We start from the raw sequence: 16,889 nt of genomic DNA, 5'->3' as shown, positions 1-16,889 counted from the left end.
GCGCGCTTCACGCCCCGAGCACGCGGTCCAGGTACGGGTTCGCGAATCGGCGTTCGGGGTCGAGCTCGTCGCGCACCGCGAGGAAGTCGTCGAATCGCGGGTACCGCTCGCGCAGCGAGGCATCCGTCTGCGTGTGCATCTTGCCCCAGTGCGGACGCCCGCCGTGGGCCTGCATGATCTCCTCGACCGCGGCGAAGTACTCGGTGCAGTCCTCGCGGAAATAGCGGTGCACCGCGATGTAGCCCGTGTCGCGGCCGTACGCCGTCGAGAGCCAGTTCTCGTCGGATGCCGCGGCGCGGACCTCGATCGGGAAGCTCACCGACCATCCACGGCGCTCGATGAGCGCCCGCACCTCGCGGAACGCCTCGGGCACCTGCTCCAGCGGGATCGCGTACTCCATCTCGCGGAAGCGCACGGTCCGGTTCGTCACGAACACCTTGGGCGAGAAGTCCGCGAACTCCCGATCGCCGGTGAGCCGGTCGACCTGCCGGGCGAAGAACGGCGTGGTGCGCGGGGCCGCCCTGCCGAGCGCGCAGATGGCGCGATAGGCGCCGTTCGCCAGGAGCTCGTCGTCGATCCACCGCGAGACGCGGCCGAGCGGGTTGCGCGGGGCATCCGCCGGGAGTCTCGTGTTCGTCTTCGTCAGCGCGGTGTCGGTGTGCGGGAACCAGTAGTACTCGAAGTGGTCGGCTTCGCCGACGCGCGACATCCACTCGCGGAGCACCGCCTCGAGCGGCTCGACGCGCTCGACCGCCGACAGCACGTACCTCGGCACGAGCTGCAGGGTGAGCTCGACGAGCACGCCGAGCGCGCCGAGGCCGAGGCGCACCGCGGGCAGCAGCTCGGGGCGGCTCGTCTCGCTCACCTCGAGCAGCTCGCCGGTGCCGGTCACGAGCTTCGCCGCGACGATCTGGGTCGCGAGCCCGCCGAAGCCGAGTCCGGTGCCGTGCGTCCCGGTCGAGGTCGCGCCGGCGATCGACTGGCGGTCGATGTCGCCCATGTTGGGAAGAGCGAGCCCGTACGGCGCCAGGAGGTCGGGCAGCTCGTGCAGCCGGGTGCCGGCGGCCAGCCGCACACGCCCGGTCGCGACATCCGCGTCGATGACGCCCGAGAGGTCCGCGAGCTCCAACTGGACCCCGGGGGCCACCGCGATGCCCGTGAAGCTGTGTCCGGCGCCGACCGCCTTGATGCGGAGCCCGGATGCCGCGGCCGACGCCACGGCCCGCTGCACCGCCGCGGCCGATGCCGGCCGCTCCACGCGGAGCGGCCGCACCTGCTCGGTGCGGCCCCAGTTCCGCCAGATCGCCCCGGTCGCCGTCACAGGAACACCTTTCCCTCACCGCGGTACGTCGGAAGCACGTCGACGATGCGGCCGTCGTCGACGAGCTGGAACTCGTTCAGGTGCTCGGAGAGCTCGCCCGACTTCGTGTGCCGGAACCACACCCGGTCGCCGGCCCGGAGCTGCGCGGCCGCGGCACCGCCGACGGGGGTCTGCACCTCCCCGGCAGCCTCGCGCGGCAGCATCGAGAGCCCCTCGGGCCACACGATCCGCGGAAGTCGGTCGGGCGCCGGCGGCCCGGATGCGATCCAGCCGCCGCCGAGGATCGTCGCGTGGTTCGGCGACGGGCGACGCACGACGTCCATGGCGAACGCCGCCGCCGGCGCCGGCGTGAAGTGCGCGTACCCGTCGAAGAGGTGACCGCCGAACAGCCCGGAGCCCGCGGCGACCTCGGTGACCGAGCCGTCGGCCGCGGTGGCCTCGAGCGAACCGGTGCCGCCGCCGTTGACGAATTCGAGGTCGGCGTGCTCCCGCACGGCCGCGACCGCGCGGGTGCGGCGCTCGACGAGCTCGGGCATCGAGCGCGACTGCATCCAGCGGTTGACGGCCCCGTCGACGGGCCTGCCCGCAGGACGGTTCGTCACGCCCGCGATCTGCGCCTCGTACCCCATCATCCCGACGAGTCGGAAGCCGGGCCGCTGCACGAGGTACGCGGCGAGCGCGCCCGCGTCGGCCGGCTCGTAGACCGGCGACCGGCGCACGCCGAGGTGGCCGAGCACCGGCGCGTTCCACGAGGCGTCGAGCTCGAGGGCGATGCGGATCGGCTCCCGTTCGCCCGGCGCGACGACCGAGTCGATGAGGTCGAGCTGGGCGATCGAGTCGACCATGAGCGTGATGCGCGACGCGAGCCGGGCATCGGTCGCGAGCCGCCGGATGCTGCCGCGTTCCGCGGTCGGGTAGCCGACCACGAGGTCCTCGACGGTGTCGGCGAGCCAGATCGCCTCGGCGAGCGTGTAGGCGAGCACGCCCTCGTAGCCGGGCATCCGCAGGAGCGCCTCGATGACGCTGCGAACCCGGATCGACTTCGAGGCGACGCGGATCGGCTTGCCGTGCGCGCGGCGCAGCATGTCGGCCGCGTTGTGGCGGAGCGCCCCGAGGTGCAGCGCGCCCACCGGGGCGTCGAGCCCGGCGGTCGCGGTCGTCATCGCCGGCCAGTATCTCGACGGCGTCGCCCACGGTGCGGCATCCTCCGTTCCAGAGCCCCTGTTCGAGGAGAGGTCGAGCATCAGCGCACGCTCCGAACTCGCGAGACCGCGATCGCACCCAGGAACGCGAACACCGCGCTCAACATGAAGACCGGCATGAACGAGCCGGAGACCACCACCGCGGCCGCGCCGATGAGCGGACCGATCGCCTGCGGCACCGCGGTGGCGATGTTCATGATGCCGAGATCCTTGCCGCGGGATGCCGCGTCGGGCAGCACCTGGGTCGCAAGGGCCTGGTCGACCGACAGGAAGCAGCCGTAGCCGAGTCCGAGGATGCCCGCCGCGACGATCGCGACCGTGAGGTCGGGCACGAGCGCGAGCAGCAGCGCCGCGACGGCCTGCAGCGCGGATGCCGCGAACACGAACGCCTTGCGCCGCCCGAGCCGGTCGGAGAGCCGTCCGCCGACGAGCGACGCCGCGATCACGAAGACCATGTAGACGAGCGTGAGGATGATGAGGTCGTCCTCCGCGTTCTCGTCGCCGAGTCCGAACATCAGGAAGTAGAGCAGTAGGCTCGTGCCGAGCGCGTTGCCGACCGACACGAGCACGCGGCTGAGGAGCGTCCAGCCGAAATCGGGGTGCGCGCGAGGGCTGATCCAGAGGCTCGCGATCACGCCCTTCGCCGTGACGCGCGTGCGCTCGGCGGCGGCGAGGGGCTGGTCGAAGCGCAGGAGGAACGGCACCGCGAGCACGACCAGGGCGATCGCGAGCACGAGGTAGCCGAGCGCGCGGTCGGTGACGAGCTCGGTGACGAGCAGGAGCCCGACGATGATGCCCACCGCCTGCGGCGCCGACATCCAGCCGGAGACGAACCCGCGCTGCCCCACCGGCACCTGGTCCGAGATGGTCGCGGTCAGCGCCGCCGTCATGATGCAGAAGCCGACGGATGCCGCGACCCACGCCGCGCCGATGGCCCAGATCTCGGTCTGCAGGCCGAGCACGACGAGCGAGCCCGCGAACACGAGCGCACCGATGAGGATCCATGGGCGGCGACGGCCGAACCGCGAGGCCGTGCGGTCGCTCGCGGCACCGGTGAGCGGATACGCGATGATCGTCGCAACGGCCGCGACGCCCGAGATGAGGCCGAAGGCCATGACGCTGTCGACCCAGTGCTCGGGGTGGAGCACGTCATCGATCTGGGCGGGCAGCAGCAGTTGGATCGGCGTGAGCTGCGCCATCCAGATCGCGAACCAGACGGTCGCGAAGGATCCGATCCAGCCGGCGGAGACCCGCCGGACGGGTTCCGCGAGCGCCGCGGGCGGGTTGTGCTGAAGGCTCGTCATCGGGGTTCGGCCATTCTCGAGAGGGCGACGGCGGCCGCGTGCGCGACCGCCAGCGAGGCGTCGTCGTCTCGGTCGACGAGCCAGGTCAGGGTGAGTCCGTCGGTGAAGGCGACGAGCACGCGCGCCGCCTGCGCGACCGGGACCGTCCACTCGCTGCCGGAGCGCTCCGCGGCGACGACGAGCGACTGCTCGGCGAGCTCGACGTAGCGCGCGTACTGGGCGCGGGCCATCGGATGCCGCTCGGGCGAACGGAGCGCGTACTGGGTGAGCTCGAGCATCGCCTGCTCGTGCTCGGGGTCGGCCCGCAGGTGGTCGAAGTATCGGACGATGCCCGCTTCGAGCATCTCGACGAGGGTGCCGTCGACGAGGTCGTCGGGCATCACCGCGTGCCGGGCGTGCTCGATGACGGTGACGATGAGTTCGTCGATGAGCTCGTCCCGGGAGTCGAACGCGTAGTGGAAGCTCGCGAGGCTCATGCCGGCCTCGGCGACGATGGCGCGGGTCGTGGCCTGGGCGATGCCGTTGCGGGAGATCACGCGCAGCGCGGCCTCGATGAGCGCCGCGCGGCGCTCGCCGGCGGGGATGCGGGTCATGACGGCTCCTCTCGACGACACTGCCGATCTCCGGTGCGGGCGTCGGGGCGGACGTCGGACGGAGACAACTGGGTCGGGTGACCCAGTTGCAACAGTATGCACCAGAGCGCGCCGTCCGGCACACTCGCCGCACGAGGACGCGTCCCCCCGCACGTTACGCTCGCTCCATGCGCCTCGGAGTACTCGACGTCGGATCCAATACCGTGCACCTCATCGTCGTCGACGCCCACGCCGGCGCACGACCGATCCCGGCCGCATCGCACAAGTCGGTGCTGCGGCTCATGCGCTACCTCGAGCCCGACGGATCGATCGGCGCAGCGGGCGTCGACGCGATCCTCGCCGCCGTCTCCGGAGCGTCGACCGCCGCCCGGGAGGCGGGCATCGACGAGCTCCTCGCCTTCGCGACCTCTGCGATCCGGGAGGCCGCCAACGGCGAGGCCGTGCTCGCACGCGTCGCCGACGAGACCGGGGTCGAACTGCAGGTGCTCTCGGGCGACGACGAGGCGCGACTGACGTTCCTCGCCGTGCGTCGCTGGTACGGCTGGTCGGCCGACCGCATCCTGCTCTTCGACATCGGCGGCGGCTCGCTCGAGATCGCGAACGGCATCGACGAGTTCCCCGACGTCGCGCGGTCGCTCCCCCTCGGCGCCGGGCGCTCGACCATCGCCTTCCTGCCCGACGACCCACCCGCGCCCGAAGACGTGCAGCGGCTGCGCGAGCACGCCGCCGCGGTGCTGAGCGGCGCGGTCGGCGAGTTCGCCCGGCTGCCCTCGGCCGACCACGTCGTGGGCTCGTCGAAGACGATCCGCTCGCTCGCCCGACTCGCCGGTTGGACCGAGGACGGCGTCGGTTCCGGGGAACGCAGCATCCTGCGCCGCAAGGCGCTCGACGACTGGATCCCCCGGCTGGCCCGCATCCCCGCCGATGCGAGACCCGCCCTGCCCGGCATCACGGCCGACCGCACCTTCCAGATCGTCGCGGGCGCCGTCGTGCTCTCCGAGGCGATGAAGGCCTTCGACGTGCCCGAGCTCGAGGTCTCGCCGTGGGCCCTGCGCGAGGGGCTCATCCTCCGCAGGCTCGACCGGCTCGCCTGAGCGGCTCGGCTGGTGCTCGGCGGCGCTCGGCCGGTGCTCCCGCTGGGATTCGAACCCAGACTGCGGCGAGTTTAAGTCGCCTGCCTCTGCCGATTGGGCTACGGGAGCGCGCGACGCCGGCCCGTCGGGAGGCTCGGCACCACGCGTCAACCCTACTTCGCGGCACCGACCGGGCCGCGCCGCATCAGGCCGACGCGAACCGCCGAAGGGCGAAGACGCCCGGCGCCGGGCGACCGTCGACGAGATCGGCGAGGATCCGGCCGACGGCGGGTGTGAACTTGAACCCGTGCCCCGAGAACCCCGCCGCGACCGTGACCGGTCCGGCGGAATCGAGCACGAAGACCGCGTCGGGGGTCGTCGTGTAGGTGCAGCTGATCGGCGTCGCGACCTCGGCGTCGACGCCGGGCAACCACTCGCGCGCATAGCGCCGCAGCGCGGCGAACTGCACCGGCTCGGCGAGGTGGTCGCGACGATCGGGGTCGACGACGGGACCGACGCCGTGCCATCCGGCCTTCACGCCCTCGCCCGGCGTGAGCATGCCGTAGACCGGCGAATACCACCAGTCGTCGGAGGGGCCGGGCCGATGGTTGAACCCGGGCCACGCGCCGGCGTCGGGGCGCACGGCGAAGTGGGCCGGCTGCTCCTGCGTGACGACGAGCCGCGGCAGCTCCACGACCCCGCCCAGGAGCTTCGAGGTCCACCCGCCGACGGCCACGACGACACGGCGCGCGGTCATCGTGCCGCGCTCGGTCTCGAGATGCACGCGATCGGGCCCCTCGACCCGGATGCCTCGCACCGGCACGCGGTGTCGGACCCGCGCCCCGTGTGCGATCGCGGCCTGTTGCAGCGCCCGCACCGCGGCATCCGCATGCAATCGTCCGGCGGTGGGCAAGTGCAGCACGCGACCGTCGAAGCGGATGCCCGGCCACCGGCGCCCTGCCTCCTCAGCCGGGAGGAACTCGCCGGGCACGCCCGCCGAGGCGAGTGCCGCGTGCACCTCGTCGTCGACCGCCCCGTCGCCGCCGTGGTTGACGAGCCCCACCTCGTCGAGCACCGACGCGCCGGTCTCGGCCTCGAGTTCGCGCCACGCCCGCCGCGACTCGACGAGCATCGACACATGCGACGGCTCGGCGTACGCGAGGTTGAAGTTGCGGGATGCGCCGTGCGACGCGCCATGTCGATGCCCGGGCTCGAAACGCTCGAGCAGCGTCACCTCATGACCGCGCGCTGCGAGCCGCCACGCCGCGGCCGACCCCATGGCGCCGCCGCCGACGACGACGACCTCGGTGTCGACGACGCTCACCGCCGACCCCCGGCCGACGGCGCCACGGCACCGACGGCGAACGCGACGCCGCCCGAGGGCTGCGTCGCGTTCGACGGGGTGCTGCGCGTCATGTTGCGCCTCGGCCTACTTCGCGGCGGCGGCTTCGGCCTTCGCCTTCGGGGCCTTGGCGGCCTTCGGGGCGGCCTCGACCGGCGCCGGAGCGGCCGCTGCCGGCGGCTTCGGGCGCGCGGCGAACGCCTCGAACGCGGCGCGCGGCTGCTGCAGCGCGCTCAGCGAGACGATGTCGCGACCGAGGAAGAAGTTGTTCACCCAGCCCCAGAACACGCGGAACTTGCGCTCCCAGCTCGGCATCGCGAGACCGTGGTAGCCACGGTGCGCGAACCACGCGAGAAGGCCCTTGATGGCGAGCTTGCCCGACTGGAACACGCCCGAACCGATGCCGAGGCCGGCCACCGCACCGAGGTTCTTGTGCACGTACTGCTTGGGCTCCTCGCCGCGCAGCACGGCGACGATGTTCTTCGCGAGCAGCTTGCCCTGACGCACCGCGTGCTGGGCGTTCGGCACGCAGTAGCCGCCGACGCCGCCGCCGGTGAGGTCGGGCACGGCCGAGATGTCGCCGGCCGCCCAGGCGTCGGGCACGAAGTCGTCGTCGTCGCCCACGCGCAGATCCGCGCGGGTCTTGATGCGGCCGCGCTCCTCGACGGGGAGGTCGCTCGTGCGCACGATGGCGGGGTTCGCCATGACGCCGGCCGTCCAGACGATGAGGTCGGACTCGAAGCTCTCGCCCGTGGACAGCTCGATCTTGCCGTCGACCGCGCTCTGCAGCTGCGTGTCGAGGTGGATCTCGGCGCCGCGCTGGGCGAGGTGCTTGATGACCCAGTGGCTCGTCTCGAGCGAGACCTCGGGCATGATGCGGCCCATCGCCTCGATGAGGTGGAAGTGCGTCTCGTCGAACGTGAGCTGCGGGTAGTACTCGAGCAGCGCGCTCGCGAACGAGCGGAGCTCGGCGAACACCTCGATGCCGGCGAAGCCGCCGCCGACGACGACGAACGTGAGCAGGCGCTCGCGCTCGGGGCCGGGGGGCAGGTTCGAGGCCTTGTCGAAGTTGGTGAGCACGCGGTCACGGATCGCGACGGCCTCTTCGATCGTCTTCAGGCCGATCGCGTTGTCGGCGATGCCCGGGATCGGGAAGGTGCGCGAGACGGCGCCGCCGGTGACGACGACCACGTCGTACTCGAACTGCCACGGCTCGCCCACCTCGGGCGTGATCGTCGCGGTCTTGGAGGCGTGGTCGATGCCGGAGACCTTCGCGGTGATGACGTTCGTCTTCTTGAGGTGGCGCCGCTGGGCGACCACCGCGTGACGGGGCTCGATGGAGCCGGCCGCGACCTCGGGGAGGAACGGCTGGTACGTCATGTAGGGCAGCGGGTCGACGATCGTGACCTCTGCTTCGCCGGCGCGCAGCCACTTCTCGAGCTTCCACGCCGTGTAGAACCCCGCATAGCCGCCGCCGACGATGAGAATCTTGGGCACGGTGAATGGACTCCTCAGTTCTGGGTGATGGCGCTCACAGCTCGTGTTTTCGAGCCGTCCGCCTGGTATGCCGAGCGGCACCGATGCCCAACAGCGCTGCTAGCGTACCAAATCCCGCGACCAGTGAGAGCGGGAGGGTGATGTAGGCCAGCGTCCACGGGGTCGGCAGCAGCGTCTGCGCATCGACGTCCAGCGGCGGCGGCGGATCGGCGATCGGCACGATCTCCTGCTCCTCGGCGGGATCCGTGCTGACCGGGGCATCCGCTCGCCGATGCAGGGTGATCCACTCCGCGAGGCTGCCCAGCGGGTTCGCGTCGACCGGATCGACCGTCGCGGTCAGCGCCGGAACCGGGTCGATGAGCCCCCACCCGTACAGCGGGCTCGGAACGTCGTGGCCGTTGGGGTCGGCCGTCTTGATGACGCGCTCGATGACGTTCGCCGCATCGAGATCGGGGTACTCGGCCCGCACGAGCGCGACGAGCCCCGAGACGAGCGGCGCCGCACCGCTCGTGCCGCCCCACACCTTGTAGGCGCCGTCGGGCGCGACCCCGACCAGGTTCTCGCTCGGCGCCGCGACCGCGAGCGTGATGCCCTGCGAGCTCGCGTCGAAGCTCGCGTTCTTGTCGCGGTCGACCCCGGCCACGGCCAGCACGCCCGGGATCGTCGCGGGCGCGCCGACCTCGCTCGTGCCGCTTCCGCGGTTGCCGGCCGCCGCGACGACGACCACGTCGTGCTCGAACGCGTACGTGAACGCCTCGTCCCAGCTCTCGGGCCAGTCGCGGGTGTTGCGGGTCAACGACATGTTGATCACGTCGGCCCCGTTGTCGACCGCCCACTCCACCGCCTCGGCGATCTGGTCGTCGTTCGACTTCGTCGCCCCGGTGTCGGTGCCGAACGCGACGGAGACCGTGAGCAGGTCGGCCTCTGGCGCGACCCCGATGACGCCGTTGCCGGTTCCGGTGCCGCGACCGGCGAGGAGCGACGCCACCATGGTGCCGTGATCCTCGTTCTCGCCGACAGGGGTCTGCCCGTCGGGCGAGCCGAGGCCCGAGACATCCGTGCCGCCCTTGACGACGCCGCGCAGCTCGGCGACGTTGCCGTTCACCCCGGTGTCGATGACCGCCACCGTGACGCCCTTGCCCTTGGTGGTGTTCCACGCGGTCGTGAAGCCGTAGTCGGCCAACCAGTACTGGTAGTCGCGCACCGTGTCGGCGTGCGCCGGAGTCGCACCCGCGAGCGCCACCACCGCGCCGACCGCGAGCGCCGCGGCGGCCTTCGGGAGCGCGCTGCGCAGCTTCATGCCGCGCCGGACCCGTCGTCGGCGTGCTCGTCGGCTGCCGAGCCGTCGCCGCCGGGCGCATCGACCCCGTAGTCGGGGCACTGGCACACGTCGGGCGACCAGCTCGACCGCTCGAGCGCGAGGTCGCCCATGGGGTTGGCGCCCGGACCCGCCGACAGCGCGTGCGCCACGAGCGCGTGCAGGCACTTGACCCGCGTCGGCATGCCGCCCGCGGAGATGCCCGCGAGCTCGGGCACCACGCCGAACGACTCGCGGTCGGCGAGGTAGTCGCGGTGCGCCGCGGCGTAGTGCGCGGCGACCTCGGCATCGTCGGCGAGCAGCTCGTTGCACTCGACCATGAGCTGCGCCGCCTCGAGGAAGCTCATCGCGGCCGTCGCCGCGGGGTGCGACAGGTAGTAGAACGTCGGGAACGGGGTGCCGTCGGCGAGCCGCGGGGCCGTCGCGACCACCGTCGGAGCCCCGCACGCGCATCGCGCCGGGATGCCCACGACATCGCGCGCCTGACGACCCAGCTGCGCCGAGACGATGCGGATGTCGCGGTCGCTCACGGGTTCGAACGGCGGTCGGCTCATGGGGTCTCTCCAGCGGCGGGCGCGAGTCCCGCGGTCAGCACGGAGGAGAGGATGGTGCTCATCCAGTCCCCCTTCGATTCGGTCACGTCTGCGGAGACCTCGGTCGCGGCATCCGTCTTGGCGGTCTCGGCGCGGTCGTCGATCACGAGGTAGCTCACCTCGCCCGGCATCACGTAGGTCAGCCGCTCGCGCGCCTGGGTCATGATGAAGGTCTCGTCGTTCCAGCGCTCGCGCTCGTCGCGCAGGCGCTGCACCTCGGACTCCTGCGCCGAGACGTCGGCCCGCAGCGCCGCGATCTGCTGCCGCTGCTCGGCCAACGACGCGATCGTCGGTGCGAGCACCACGACCGCGAGCACGAGGACGCCCATCATGATGAGCGAGAAACCTGAGAATCGGATGCCGCCGAGCCATCCCGAGGGCGCCTGACCCGGTCGGCGCGGCGGGCGTGCGCCGCCCGACCCCGACGCCGTGCCCCGCGCACGCGCGGGCTTCGCGGCGGACGCGGGCTTCGGCGTCGTGGTCGACTTCGGCGCGGCGGAGCCGGGCTTCGGCGTCGTCGTCGACTTCGCCGCGGCTGCATTCTTCGCGGAGGACGGACGTTTCGTCGCCGAGGACGCGTTCGATGCCGACGTCGTCGAAGCCGCGGGCCGCTTCGACGCCGAGGACGTCGACGCGGGAGACTTCGACGCGGAGGACTTCGACGCGGAGGACTTCGACGCGGGGGCCTTCGACGCGGCGGGCTCGGAGGCCGGCTTCGCGGGCTTCCTGGGCGCCTTCGTCGGGTCGGCCGGACGGCGCGCACGCGAAGCATCCCTGCTCATCGCCCCTCCTCTGCTCTCCCCCGACGCGAACCCCGAGACGACGCCGGCGGGGACGGCCGCACGGCCGCCCCCGCCAGTCGGTACCGGCTCGAGCCGATCAGGCCGTGAATCTCGGGAACGCCGAGCGCCCCGCGAACACCGCGGACTCGCCGAGCTCTTCTTCGATCCTCAGGAGCTGATTGTACTTCGCGACGCGCTCGGAGCGGGCGGGCGCGCCAGCCTTGATCTGACCCGCGTTCGTCGCGACGACGAGGTCGGCGATCGTGGTGTCCTCGGTCTCGCCCGAGCGGTGCGAGAGCATGGCGGTGTAGCCCGACCGCTGCGCGAGGCTGACGGCGTCGAGGGTCTCGGTCAGGGTGCCGATCTGGTTGACCTTGACGAGCAGCGAGTTGGCGACGCCGCGCTTGATGCCGTCGGCGAGGCGCTCGGGGTTGGTGACGAACAGGTCGTCGCCGACGAGCTGCACCTTCGAGCCGAGGGCGTCGGTGAGGAGCTTCCAGTTGTCCCAGTCGTCTTCGGCGAGGGCGTCCTCGATGGTGACGATCGGGAAGTCGCGCACGAGGCCCTCGTAGTACTCGATGAGCTGCTCGGCGTTCCAGTCCTTCTGGTCGAGGCGGTACACGCCGTCGTTGAAGAACTCGGTCGCGGCGACGTCGAGGCCGAGCGCGATGTCCTTGCCGGGCGTGAAGCCCGCCTTCTCGATGGCCTTCACGAGGAACTCGAGGCCCTCGCGGTTGCTGGGCAGGTCGGGGGCGAAGCCGCCCTCGTCGCCGAGGCCGGTCGCGAAGCCCGCGGCCTTCAGCTCGCCCTTGAGGGTGTGGTAGACCTCGGTGCCCCATCGCAGCGACTCGGAGTAGGTGTCCGCACCGATCGGGGCGAGGAAGAACTCCTGCATGTCGATGCCGTTGTCGGCGTGCTCGCCGCCGTTGATGACGTTGAACAGCGGAACGGGCAGCACGTGCGCGTTCGGGCCGCCGAGGTAGCGGAACAGCGGCAGGTCGGCCGAGTCGGCCGCGGCCTTCGCGACGGCGAGCGAGACGCCGAGGATGGCGTTGGCGCCGAGCTTCGACTTGTTGGGGGTGCCGTCGGCCTCGATGAGGGTGGCGTCGACGAGGCGCTGGTCGCTCGCGTCGAGATCTTCGATGGCCGGGCCCAGCACGTCGAGCACGCCTTCGACGGCCTTCTGCACGCCCTTGCCGAGGTACCGGCCCTTGTCGCCGTCGCGCAACTCGTACGCCTCGAACGCGCCGGTGGAGGCCCCCGAGGGCACCGCCGCACGTGCGAGCGAGCCGTCGTCGAGCAGGACCTCGACCTCGACGGTCGGGTTGCCGCGAGAATCCAGGATCTCGCGTGCGCCTACAGCTTCGATGAATGCCACAGTGAACTCCTCTGTGATGGGTGGGTGCGTTGGACGACTCCGTCGTGATCCGCAGGCAAGTCTAGTGAGGGCGGCTCACACATTGCGTCGCGAGTAGGATGCCGCGCGCGACCTCCCGACGGTTGCACGGGCCGCGCGCCGCACCCCTGCCCGTCCGAGTGTCCTGGGTTCGTGATCCGTCGATCTTCGCCCGATGCTCGCTCGCCCAGGGCGAAGATCGACGGATCACGACGCCCAACCCACCACGCACGCCCCCCCCCCCCCGCCCCACCCCCCCCCCCCCCCCGACGCCCAACCCACCACGCAGGCCCGACCCCGCAGGCCCAACCCACCCCGCAGGACCCACCCACCCCGCAGGCCCAACCCGCCCCATCACGCAGGCCGTTTCGCCTGGTCGGCGGGCGTCGCTCCCTCCACGCCCGCGATCCCCACGCCCGCGATCCCCACGCCCGCGGTCTGCAGGGCGACCACGCGCCGTACTCGTTCCACCATCGCGTCAGGATCACCGAACAGATCATCGGACGTCACGCGAATGACGCGCCATCCCGAAGCCTCGAAACGCTCGCGGCGGGTGATGTCGCGCTTCCACCGCGCTCGATCCCGATGATGCTCGCCCTCGTACTCGATCGCGACGCGCCAATCGGGATACGCCAGATCGGGATGCAGCACCTCGTGGGCCTCTCCGACCACGACCGGCAGGGCGATCTCGGGCTCGGGCAGCCCACTGCGAACGAGTACCAGGCGCAGCAGCGTCTCGGGACGCGACTCGGGGCCGACGCGCACCTGCGGCAGGGCCTCCGCGAGCCTGCGAGCGCCGCGGCGGCGACCCCAGGCCCGCACCGCGGCCCGCAGTTCGTCGATCGTCGCCAGGGCCTGCACACGATGCCGTCCGTTCCTCCGGCCGGTGACGAGGGCATCGCCGACCGCGACGAGATCGGCGACCTCGAGGGATGCCGCGAGTTGGCACCACGCGAGCACCGGGCTCGCCACGGGGAGGCCCGACTCGAGCCACGAGACGAACGGTGTCGCGGACTCGTGGCCGACCACCCCCGCGGTGCGGGCCCGCGCCATGTCGGGCGGCGCCAACAGGTGCAGCGGGCGCAACGGCAGGTCGGGCGGGAGCGGCAAACCGTGCAGGCGGGCCGCCGTGGCATGACTGAACGCCTCTCCCGGCCTGAGCAGCGGCTCGTACGCGAGACACACCCCGCGGATCGAGTCGAGATCGAGCCCGACCCCGCTGACCGCGGTGAACGGGTGCGACACGTCGGCGGATCTCAACCGCTTCGCGCCAAGACCGTGCGCCCCGCGATCGGCGGATCTGAACGCGGATCCGCGCAGGTGCGGGGGAATCGGGACACGACGCGGCATGCACACATCGTGCGCGACGCACGGCACAGCCGCTCCGACTCTCCACAGGCCTGCCGCCTCCGGTCGACCCATCGATTCGTGATCCGTCGATCTTCGCCCGATGCCGTGCGCGGAAGGGCGAAGATCGACGGATCACGTCTTCGGGGCGGGAAGACGGGAGCGCGGGAAGACGGGAGCGCGGGAAGACGGGAAGGCGGGAGCCCTCCCGCACTCCCGCCTACGCGGCCAGGTCGCGGAAGCTCAGCGACGCGGCATCCGTCGTCTCGAGGGTCACGTTCGCGACCGCGTCGAAGCCGTCGGCGGTGACGCGCTCGAACAGGGCGCGCGCGTTCTTCACGCGGCGCTCGAAGCGCACGCGGGTTCCGGATGCCACGAGCTCGTGCTTGAGGTTCAGCAGCGTCGCGGGCGGCACCGCGGGGTCGTAGACGAGCACGACCGAGCGCGGGCGGCCCTCGTCGCGCACGGCGAGGAGGTCGACGATGCGCTCGAACCCGATCGAGAAGCCGCAGGCGGGCACGTCTTGACCGAGGAACCTTCCGATCATGCCGTCGTAGCGGCCGCCGCCGCCGAGCGAGTAGCCGAAGTCGGGGTGCGAGATCTCGAAGATCGTGCCCGTGTAGTAGCCCATGCCGCGCACGAGCGTCGGGTCGAACTCGATCGTCGCGTCGGGCATCGTCTCGCGCAGCGCGAGCAGGTCGGCGTACGCGTCGCGGTCGAGCCAGGCGGGCGGCGGCATGACGCCGTCGTAGAGGTGCCAATCTGCCGTGGTGAGCGCCTCGAGCTCGGCGGCCACGTCGGCGCCCTCCCCCACGATGCCGAGTTCGCGCAGCTCGGAGGCGACCCCGGAGGTGCCGATCTTGTCGAGCTTGTCGATCGTGATGAGGGCGCGCTCGCGTGTGTCGTCGGCCACGCCCCAGGATGACAGGATGCCGGCGAGCACGCGCCGGTCGTTGAGGCGGATCGTGCATCCGGTGAGGCCGAGCGCGTCGAGCGTCGCGACCGTGGCCGAGAGCAGCTCGAGCTCGGCGAGCGCGCCCGGCTCGCCGATGATGTCGATGTCGCACTGCACGAACTGGCGGTAGCGGCCCTTCTGGGGGCGTTCGGCGCGCCAGACGGGGGCGATCTGGATCGACCGGAACACGGGCGGCAGCGCCGCGCGGTGCGTGGCGTAGAAGCGCGCGAGCGGCACCGTCAGGTCGTAGCGCAGGCCGAGATCGGCCAGCGAGAGCGCGTCGCCGGATGCCGCGGCGGCCGCCAGGTCGTCGGGGGTGATGCCGCGCTTCATCACCGCGAACGCGAGCTTCTCGTTGTCGCCGCCGAGGCCGGCGTGCAGACGCGAGGCGTCCTCCATGACGGGCGTCTCGATCTCGTCGAACCCGTGCGACGCATACACGCCGCGGATCACGCCGAGCGCGTGCTCGCGACGCGCCTTCTCGGCCGGGAGGAAGTCGCGCATGCCGCGCGGAGGGGTGACGGATGCAGCCATGCCGACCATTCTTCCAGCACGTGCGGGCCGCGGGCGTGCATCCGTCAGTCGGAGGCGGGCCCCGCGGCATCCGCAGGCTCGGCCGCAGGCTCGGCCTCGGCCGCGCGCACCTCGGCCTCGAACCCGCGGATCGCGCCCCGCAGCGCACGCTCGGCGTCGAGCCCCTGCGCGCGGGCGGATGCCGCGAGCTCGAACAGGATCCGGCCGAGCTCGTCCTCGGTGGGCGGCGACACGACGGCGGGCGCGACGCGCGCGGCATCCGCAGCCTCCGCTCGGAAGGCCCCGATGCCGACGCCGACCTTCGCGGCCTTGCCGAGCATCTTCTGCGCGAGCGCGAGCGCGGGCATGCCGCGGGGCACCCCGTCGAGCACGCTCGTGCGGTGCGGCTTCTCCTCGGCCTTGAGGTCCTCCCAGAACGCGACGACGTCGTCGGCCGTCGACGCCTCGCGATCGCCGAAGACATGCGGATGCCGCGACACCATCTTCGCCGTCATGTGCCGGGCGACGTCGTCGATGTCGAACGCCTCGCCCGCCGTGTGCGCGGCGATGTCGGCGTGGAACAGCACCTGGTAGAGCACGTCGCCGAGCTCCTCGATCATCTCGGCGCGGTCGCCCGACTCGATCGCGTCGATGAGCTCCCAGCTCTCCTCGACGAGGTACTGCACGAGGCTCTCGTGGGTCTGGTCCGCGTCCCACGGGCAGCCGCCGGGGGCCCGCAGCAGGGCGACCGTCGCGATGAGTTCGTCGAGTCCTTCGTGCGCTGGCCGCGCGGCGGGGTGGTCCATGCGATCAGCCTAGGCACGCCCGGCTCGGAGCGGTCAGTGGATCGCCGCGAGCGCCACGCCGACGATGAGGAACAGCGACCCGAACACCCGGTTCACGATCGTCTGCCCGCGCGCCGACGTCGTCGCCCGGCGGAACGAGCGCGCCGCGAGCGCGAAGAAGCCCCACATGACCGCGATGTCGACGGCGATCACGGTCGCGCCGACGATCAGGTACTGCGGCAGGAGCGGCGCATCGGGACGGATGAACTGCGGGAGGAACGCGAGGAAGAACACGATCGCCTTCGGGTTCGAGAGGTTCACGAGCAGTCCGCGGCGGAACAGCGACCACGACGACTCCGTCGAGAAGCCGGATGCGGCGCGCGCGGGAGCGGCCACCGTGGCGGCGCCTGCCGGGGCGGATGCGGCGACGGATGCGCCCGTGCCCGCGGCGGTCTCGGCGCCCGTCCGGACGAGTTCGGCGCCGCCGGAGGCATCCGCTTCGCCGGTCGACGCGACCGGCGCGGACGCGACCGGCGCGGACGCGACCGGCGCGGTCACGACCGGCTTCGCGAGGAACTGCCGGATGCCGAGGTAGACGAGGTACGCGGCGCCCGCGTACCGGATGGCATCGAACGCGACCGGCGAGTTCGCGACGAGCACGCCGAGCCCCGCCGCGACGACGACGATGTGCACGACGAGCGCGGCCTGCTGGCCGAGGATGCCCCAGATCGAGCGCCGCAGGCCGACCTTCAGGGCGTTGCCCATCGTGTTGACGGCACCCGCGCCGGGGGTGAACGAGATCACCACGCTCGCCGCGAGCAACGCGACCCAGACCGAGAACGACACCGCAGCAGTGTACGCGCCCGAT

The 16,889-nt window shown here is 72.0% G+C and carries 15 protein-coding genes and 1 tRNA gene; 1 reads left to right on the top strand and 15 read right to left on the bottom strand.

What is annotated here, in order from left to right:
- Window positions 1-7: 7 nt before the first annotated feature.
- From GQQ92_RS01385 to GQQ92_RS01370, 4 genes are read right to left on the bottom strand one after another with little or no spacing between them, the layout of a single operon-like run.
- A complete protein-coding gene (locus GQQ92_RS01385) occupies window positions 8-1,321 on the bottom strand; it encodes a D-arabinono-1,4-lactone oxidase (protein WP_156997451.1) in 1,314 nt (437 codons plus the stop codon).
- On the bottom strand, window positions 1,318-2,565 hold the full coding sequence (locus GQQ92_RS01380) for an alanine racemase (RefSeq protein WP_156997450.1): 1,248 nt from the start codon (window positions 2,563-2,565) through the stop codon (window positions 1,318-1,320). Before GQQ92_RS01380 ends, GQQ92_RS01385 begins: the two co-directional genes overlap by 4 nt.
- Window positions 2,565-3,827 (bottom strand): MFS transporter, encoded by a 1,263-nt coding sequence (locus tag GQQ92_RS01375; protein ID WP_156997449.1) that lies wholly within the window; start codon window positions 3,825-3,827, stop codon window positions 2,565-2,567. The genes GQQ92_RS01380 and GQQ92_RS01375 overlap by 1 nt, the downstream gene beginning before the upstream one ends.
- A complete protein-coding gene (locus GQQ92_RS01370) occupies window positions 3,824-4,420 on the bottom strand; it encodes a TetR/AcrR family transcriptional regulator (protein WP_156997448.1) in 597 nt (198 codons plus the stop codon). Before GQQ92_RS01370 ends, GQQ92_RS01375 begins: the two co-directional genes overlap by 4 nt.
- Before the next feature lie 167 nt (window positions 4,421-4,587).
- On the opposite strand from GQQ92_RS01370, the gene GQQ92_RS01365 reads away from it, so the two are divergent.
- On the top strand, window positions 4,588-5,514 hold the full coding sequence (locus tag GQQ92_RS01365; RefSeq protein WP_156997447.1) for a Ppx/GppA phosphatase family protein: 927 nt from the start codon (window positions 4,588-4,590) through the stop codon (window positions 5,512-5,514).
- A gap of 34 nt (window positions 5,515-5,548) precedes the next feature.
- On the opposite strand, the gene GQQ92_RS01360 is transcribed toward GQQ92_RS01365, so the two are convergent.
- The 11 genes from GQQ92_RS01360 to GQQ92_RS01310 all read right to left on the bottom strand — a co-directional run bounded on the left by GQQ92_RS01360 (window position 5,549) and on the right by GQQ92_RS01310 (window position 16,867).
- A tRNA-Leu gene (locus GQQ92_RS01360) sits at window positions 5,549-5,622 on the bottom strand.
- Window positions 5,623-5,698: 76 nt separating this feature from the next.
- A complete protein-coding gene (locus GQQ92_RS01355) occupies window positions 5,699-6,817 on the bottom strand; it encodes an FAD-dependent oxidoreductase (protein WP_156997446.1) in 1,119 nt (372 codons plus the stop codon).
- 105 nt (window positions 6,818-6,922) lie between these two features.
- Window positions 6,923-8,332, bottom strand: coding sequence for an NAD(P)/FAD-dependent oxidoreductase (locus GQQ92_RS01350; RefSeq protein ID WP_156997445.1), 1,410 nt, complete (start codon window positions 8,330-8,332; stop codon window positions 6,923-6,925).
- A gap of 34 nt (window positions 8,333-8,366) precedes the next feature.
- Window positions 8,367-9,632, bottom strand: coding sequence for a S8 family serine peptidase (locus GQQ92_RS01345; RefSeq protein ID WP_156997444.1), 1,266 nt, complete (start codon window positions 9,630-9,632; stop codon window positions 8,367-8,369).
- A complete protein-coding gene (locus tag GQQ92_RS01340; protein ID WP_156997443.1) occupies window positions 9,629-10,204 on the bottom strand; it encodes a DUF501 domain-containing protein in 576 nt (191 codons plus the stop codon). Before GQQ92_RS01340 ends, GQQ92_RS01345 begins: the two co-directional genes overlap by 4 nt.
- Entirely contained in the window at window positions 10,201-11,025 is an 825-nt protein-coding gene (locus GQQ92_RS16700) for an FtsB family cell division protein (protein ID WP_232057423.1), read from the bottom strand. The genes GQQ92_RS01340 and GQQ92_RS16700 overlap by 4 nt, the downstream gene beginning before the upstream one ends.
- A 97-nt stretch (window positions 11,026-11,122) precedes the next feature.
- Window positions 11,123-12,403, bottom strand: coding sequence for a phosphopyruvate hydratase (gene eno, locus GQQ92_RS01330; RefSeq protein WP_156997442.1), 1,281 nt, complete (start codon window positions 12,401-12,403; stop codon window positions 11,123-11,125).
- A 372-nt stretch (window positions 12,404-12,775) separates the two neighbouring features.
- On the bottom strand, window positions 12,776-13,393 hold the full coding sequence (locus GQQ92_RS01325; RefSeq protein WP_156997441.1) for an endonuclease domain-containing protein: 618 nt from the start codon (window positions 13,391-13,393) through the stop codon (window positions 12,776-12,778).
- A gap of 595 nt (window positions 13,394-13,988) precedes the next feature.
- Window positions 13,989-15,257: a histidine--tRNA ligase gene (gene hisS / locus GQQ92_RS01320; RefSeq protein ID WP_156997440.1), complete on the bottom strand. Its 1,269-nt coding sequence runs from the start codon at window positions 15,255-15,257 to the stop codon at window positions 13,989-13,991.
- Between the two features lie 44 nt (window positions 15,258-15,301).
- Complete coding sequence (locus GQQ92_RS01315; RefSeq protein WP_156997439.1) at window positions 15,302-16,042, bottom strand: MazG family protein; 741 nt, start codon at window positions 16,040-16,042, stop codon at window positions 15,302-15,304.
- 33 nt (window positions 16,043-16,075) lie between these two features.
- A complete protein-coding gene (locus GQQ92_RS01310; protein ID WP_197738025.1) occupies window positions 16,076-16,867 on the bottom strand; it encodes a LysE family transporter in 792 nt (263 codons plus the stop codon).
- Window positions 16,868-16,889: the final 22 nt, after the last annotated feature.

This window comes from Agromyces terreus (assembly GCF_009749465.1).
Taxonomy (GTDB): domain Bacteria; phylum Actinomycetota; class Actinomycetes; order Actinomycetales; family Microbacteriaceae; genus Agromyces; species Agromyces terreus.
Note: the sequence above shows the minus strand (reverse complement) of the source record. Positions and strands in the feature narration are given on the sequence as shown.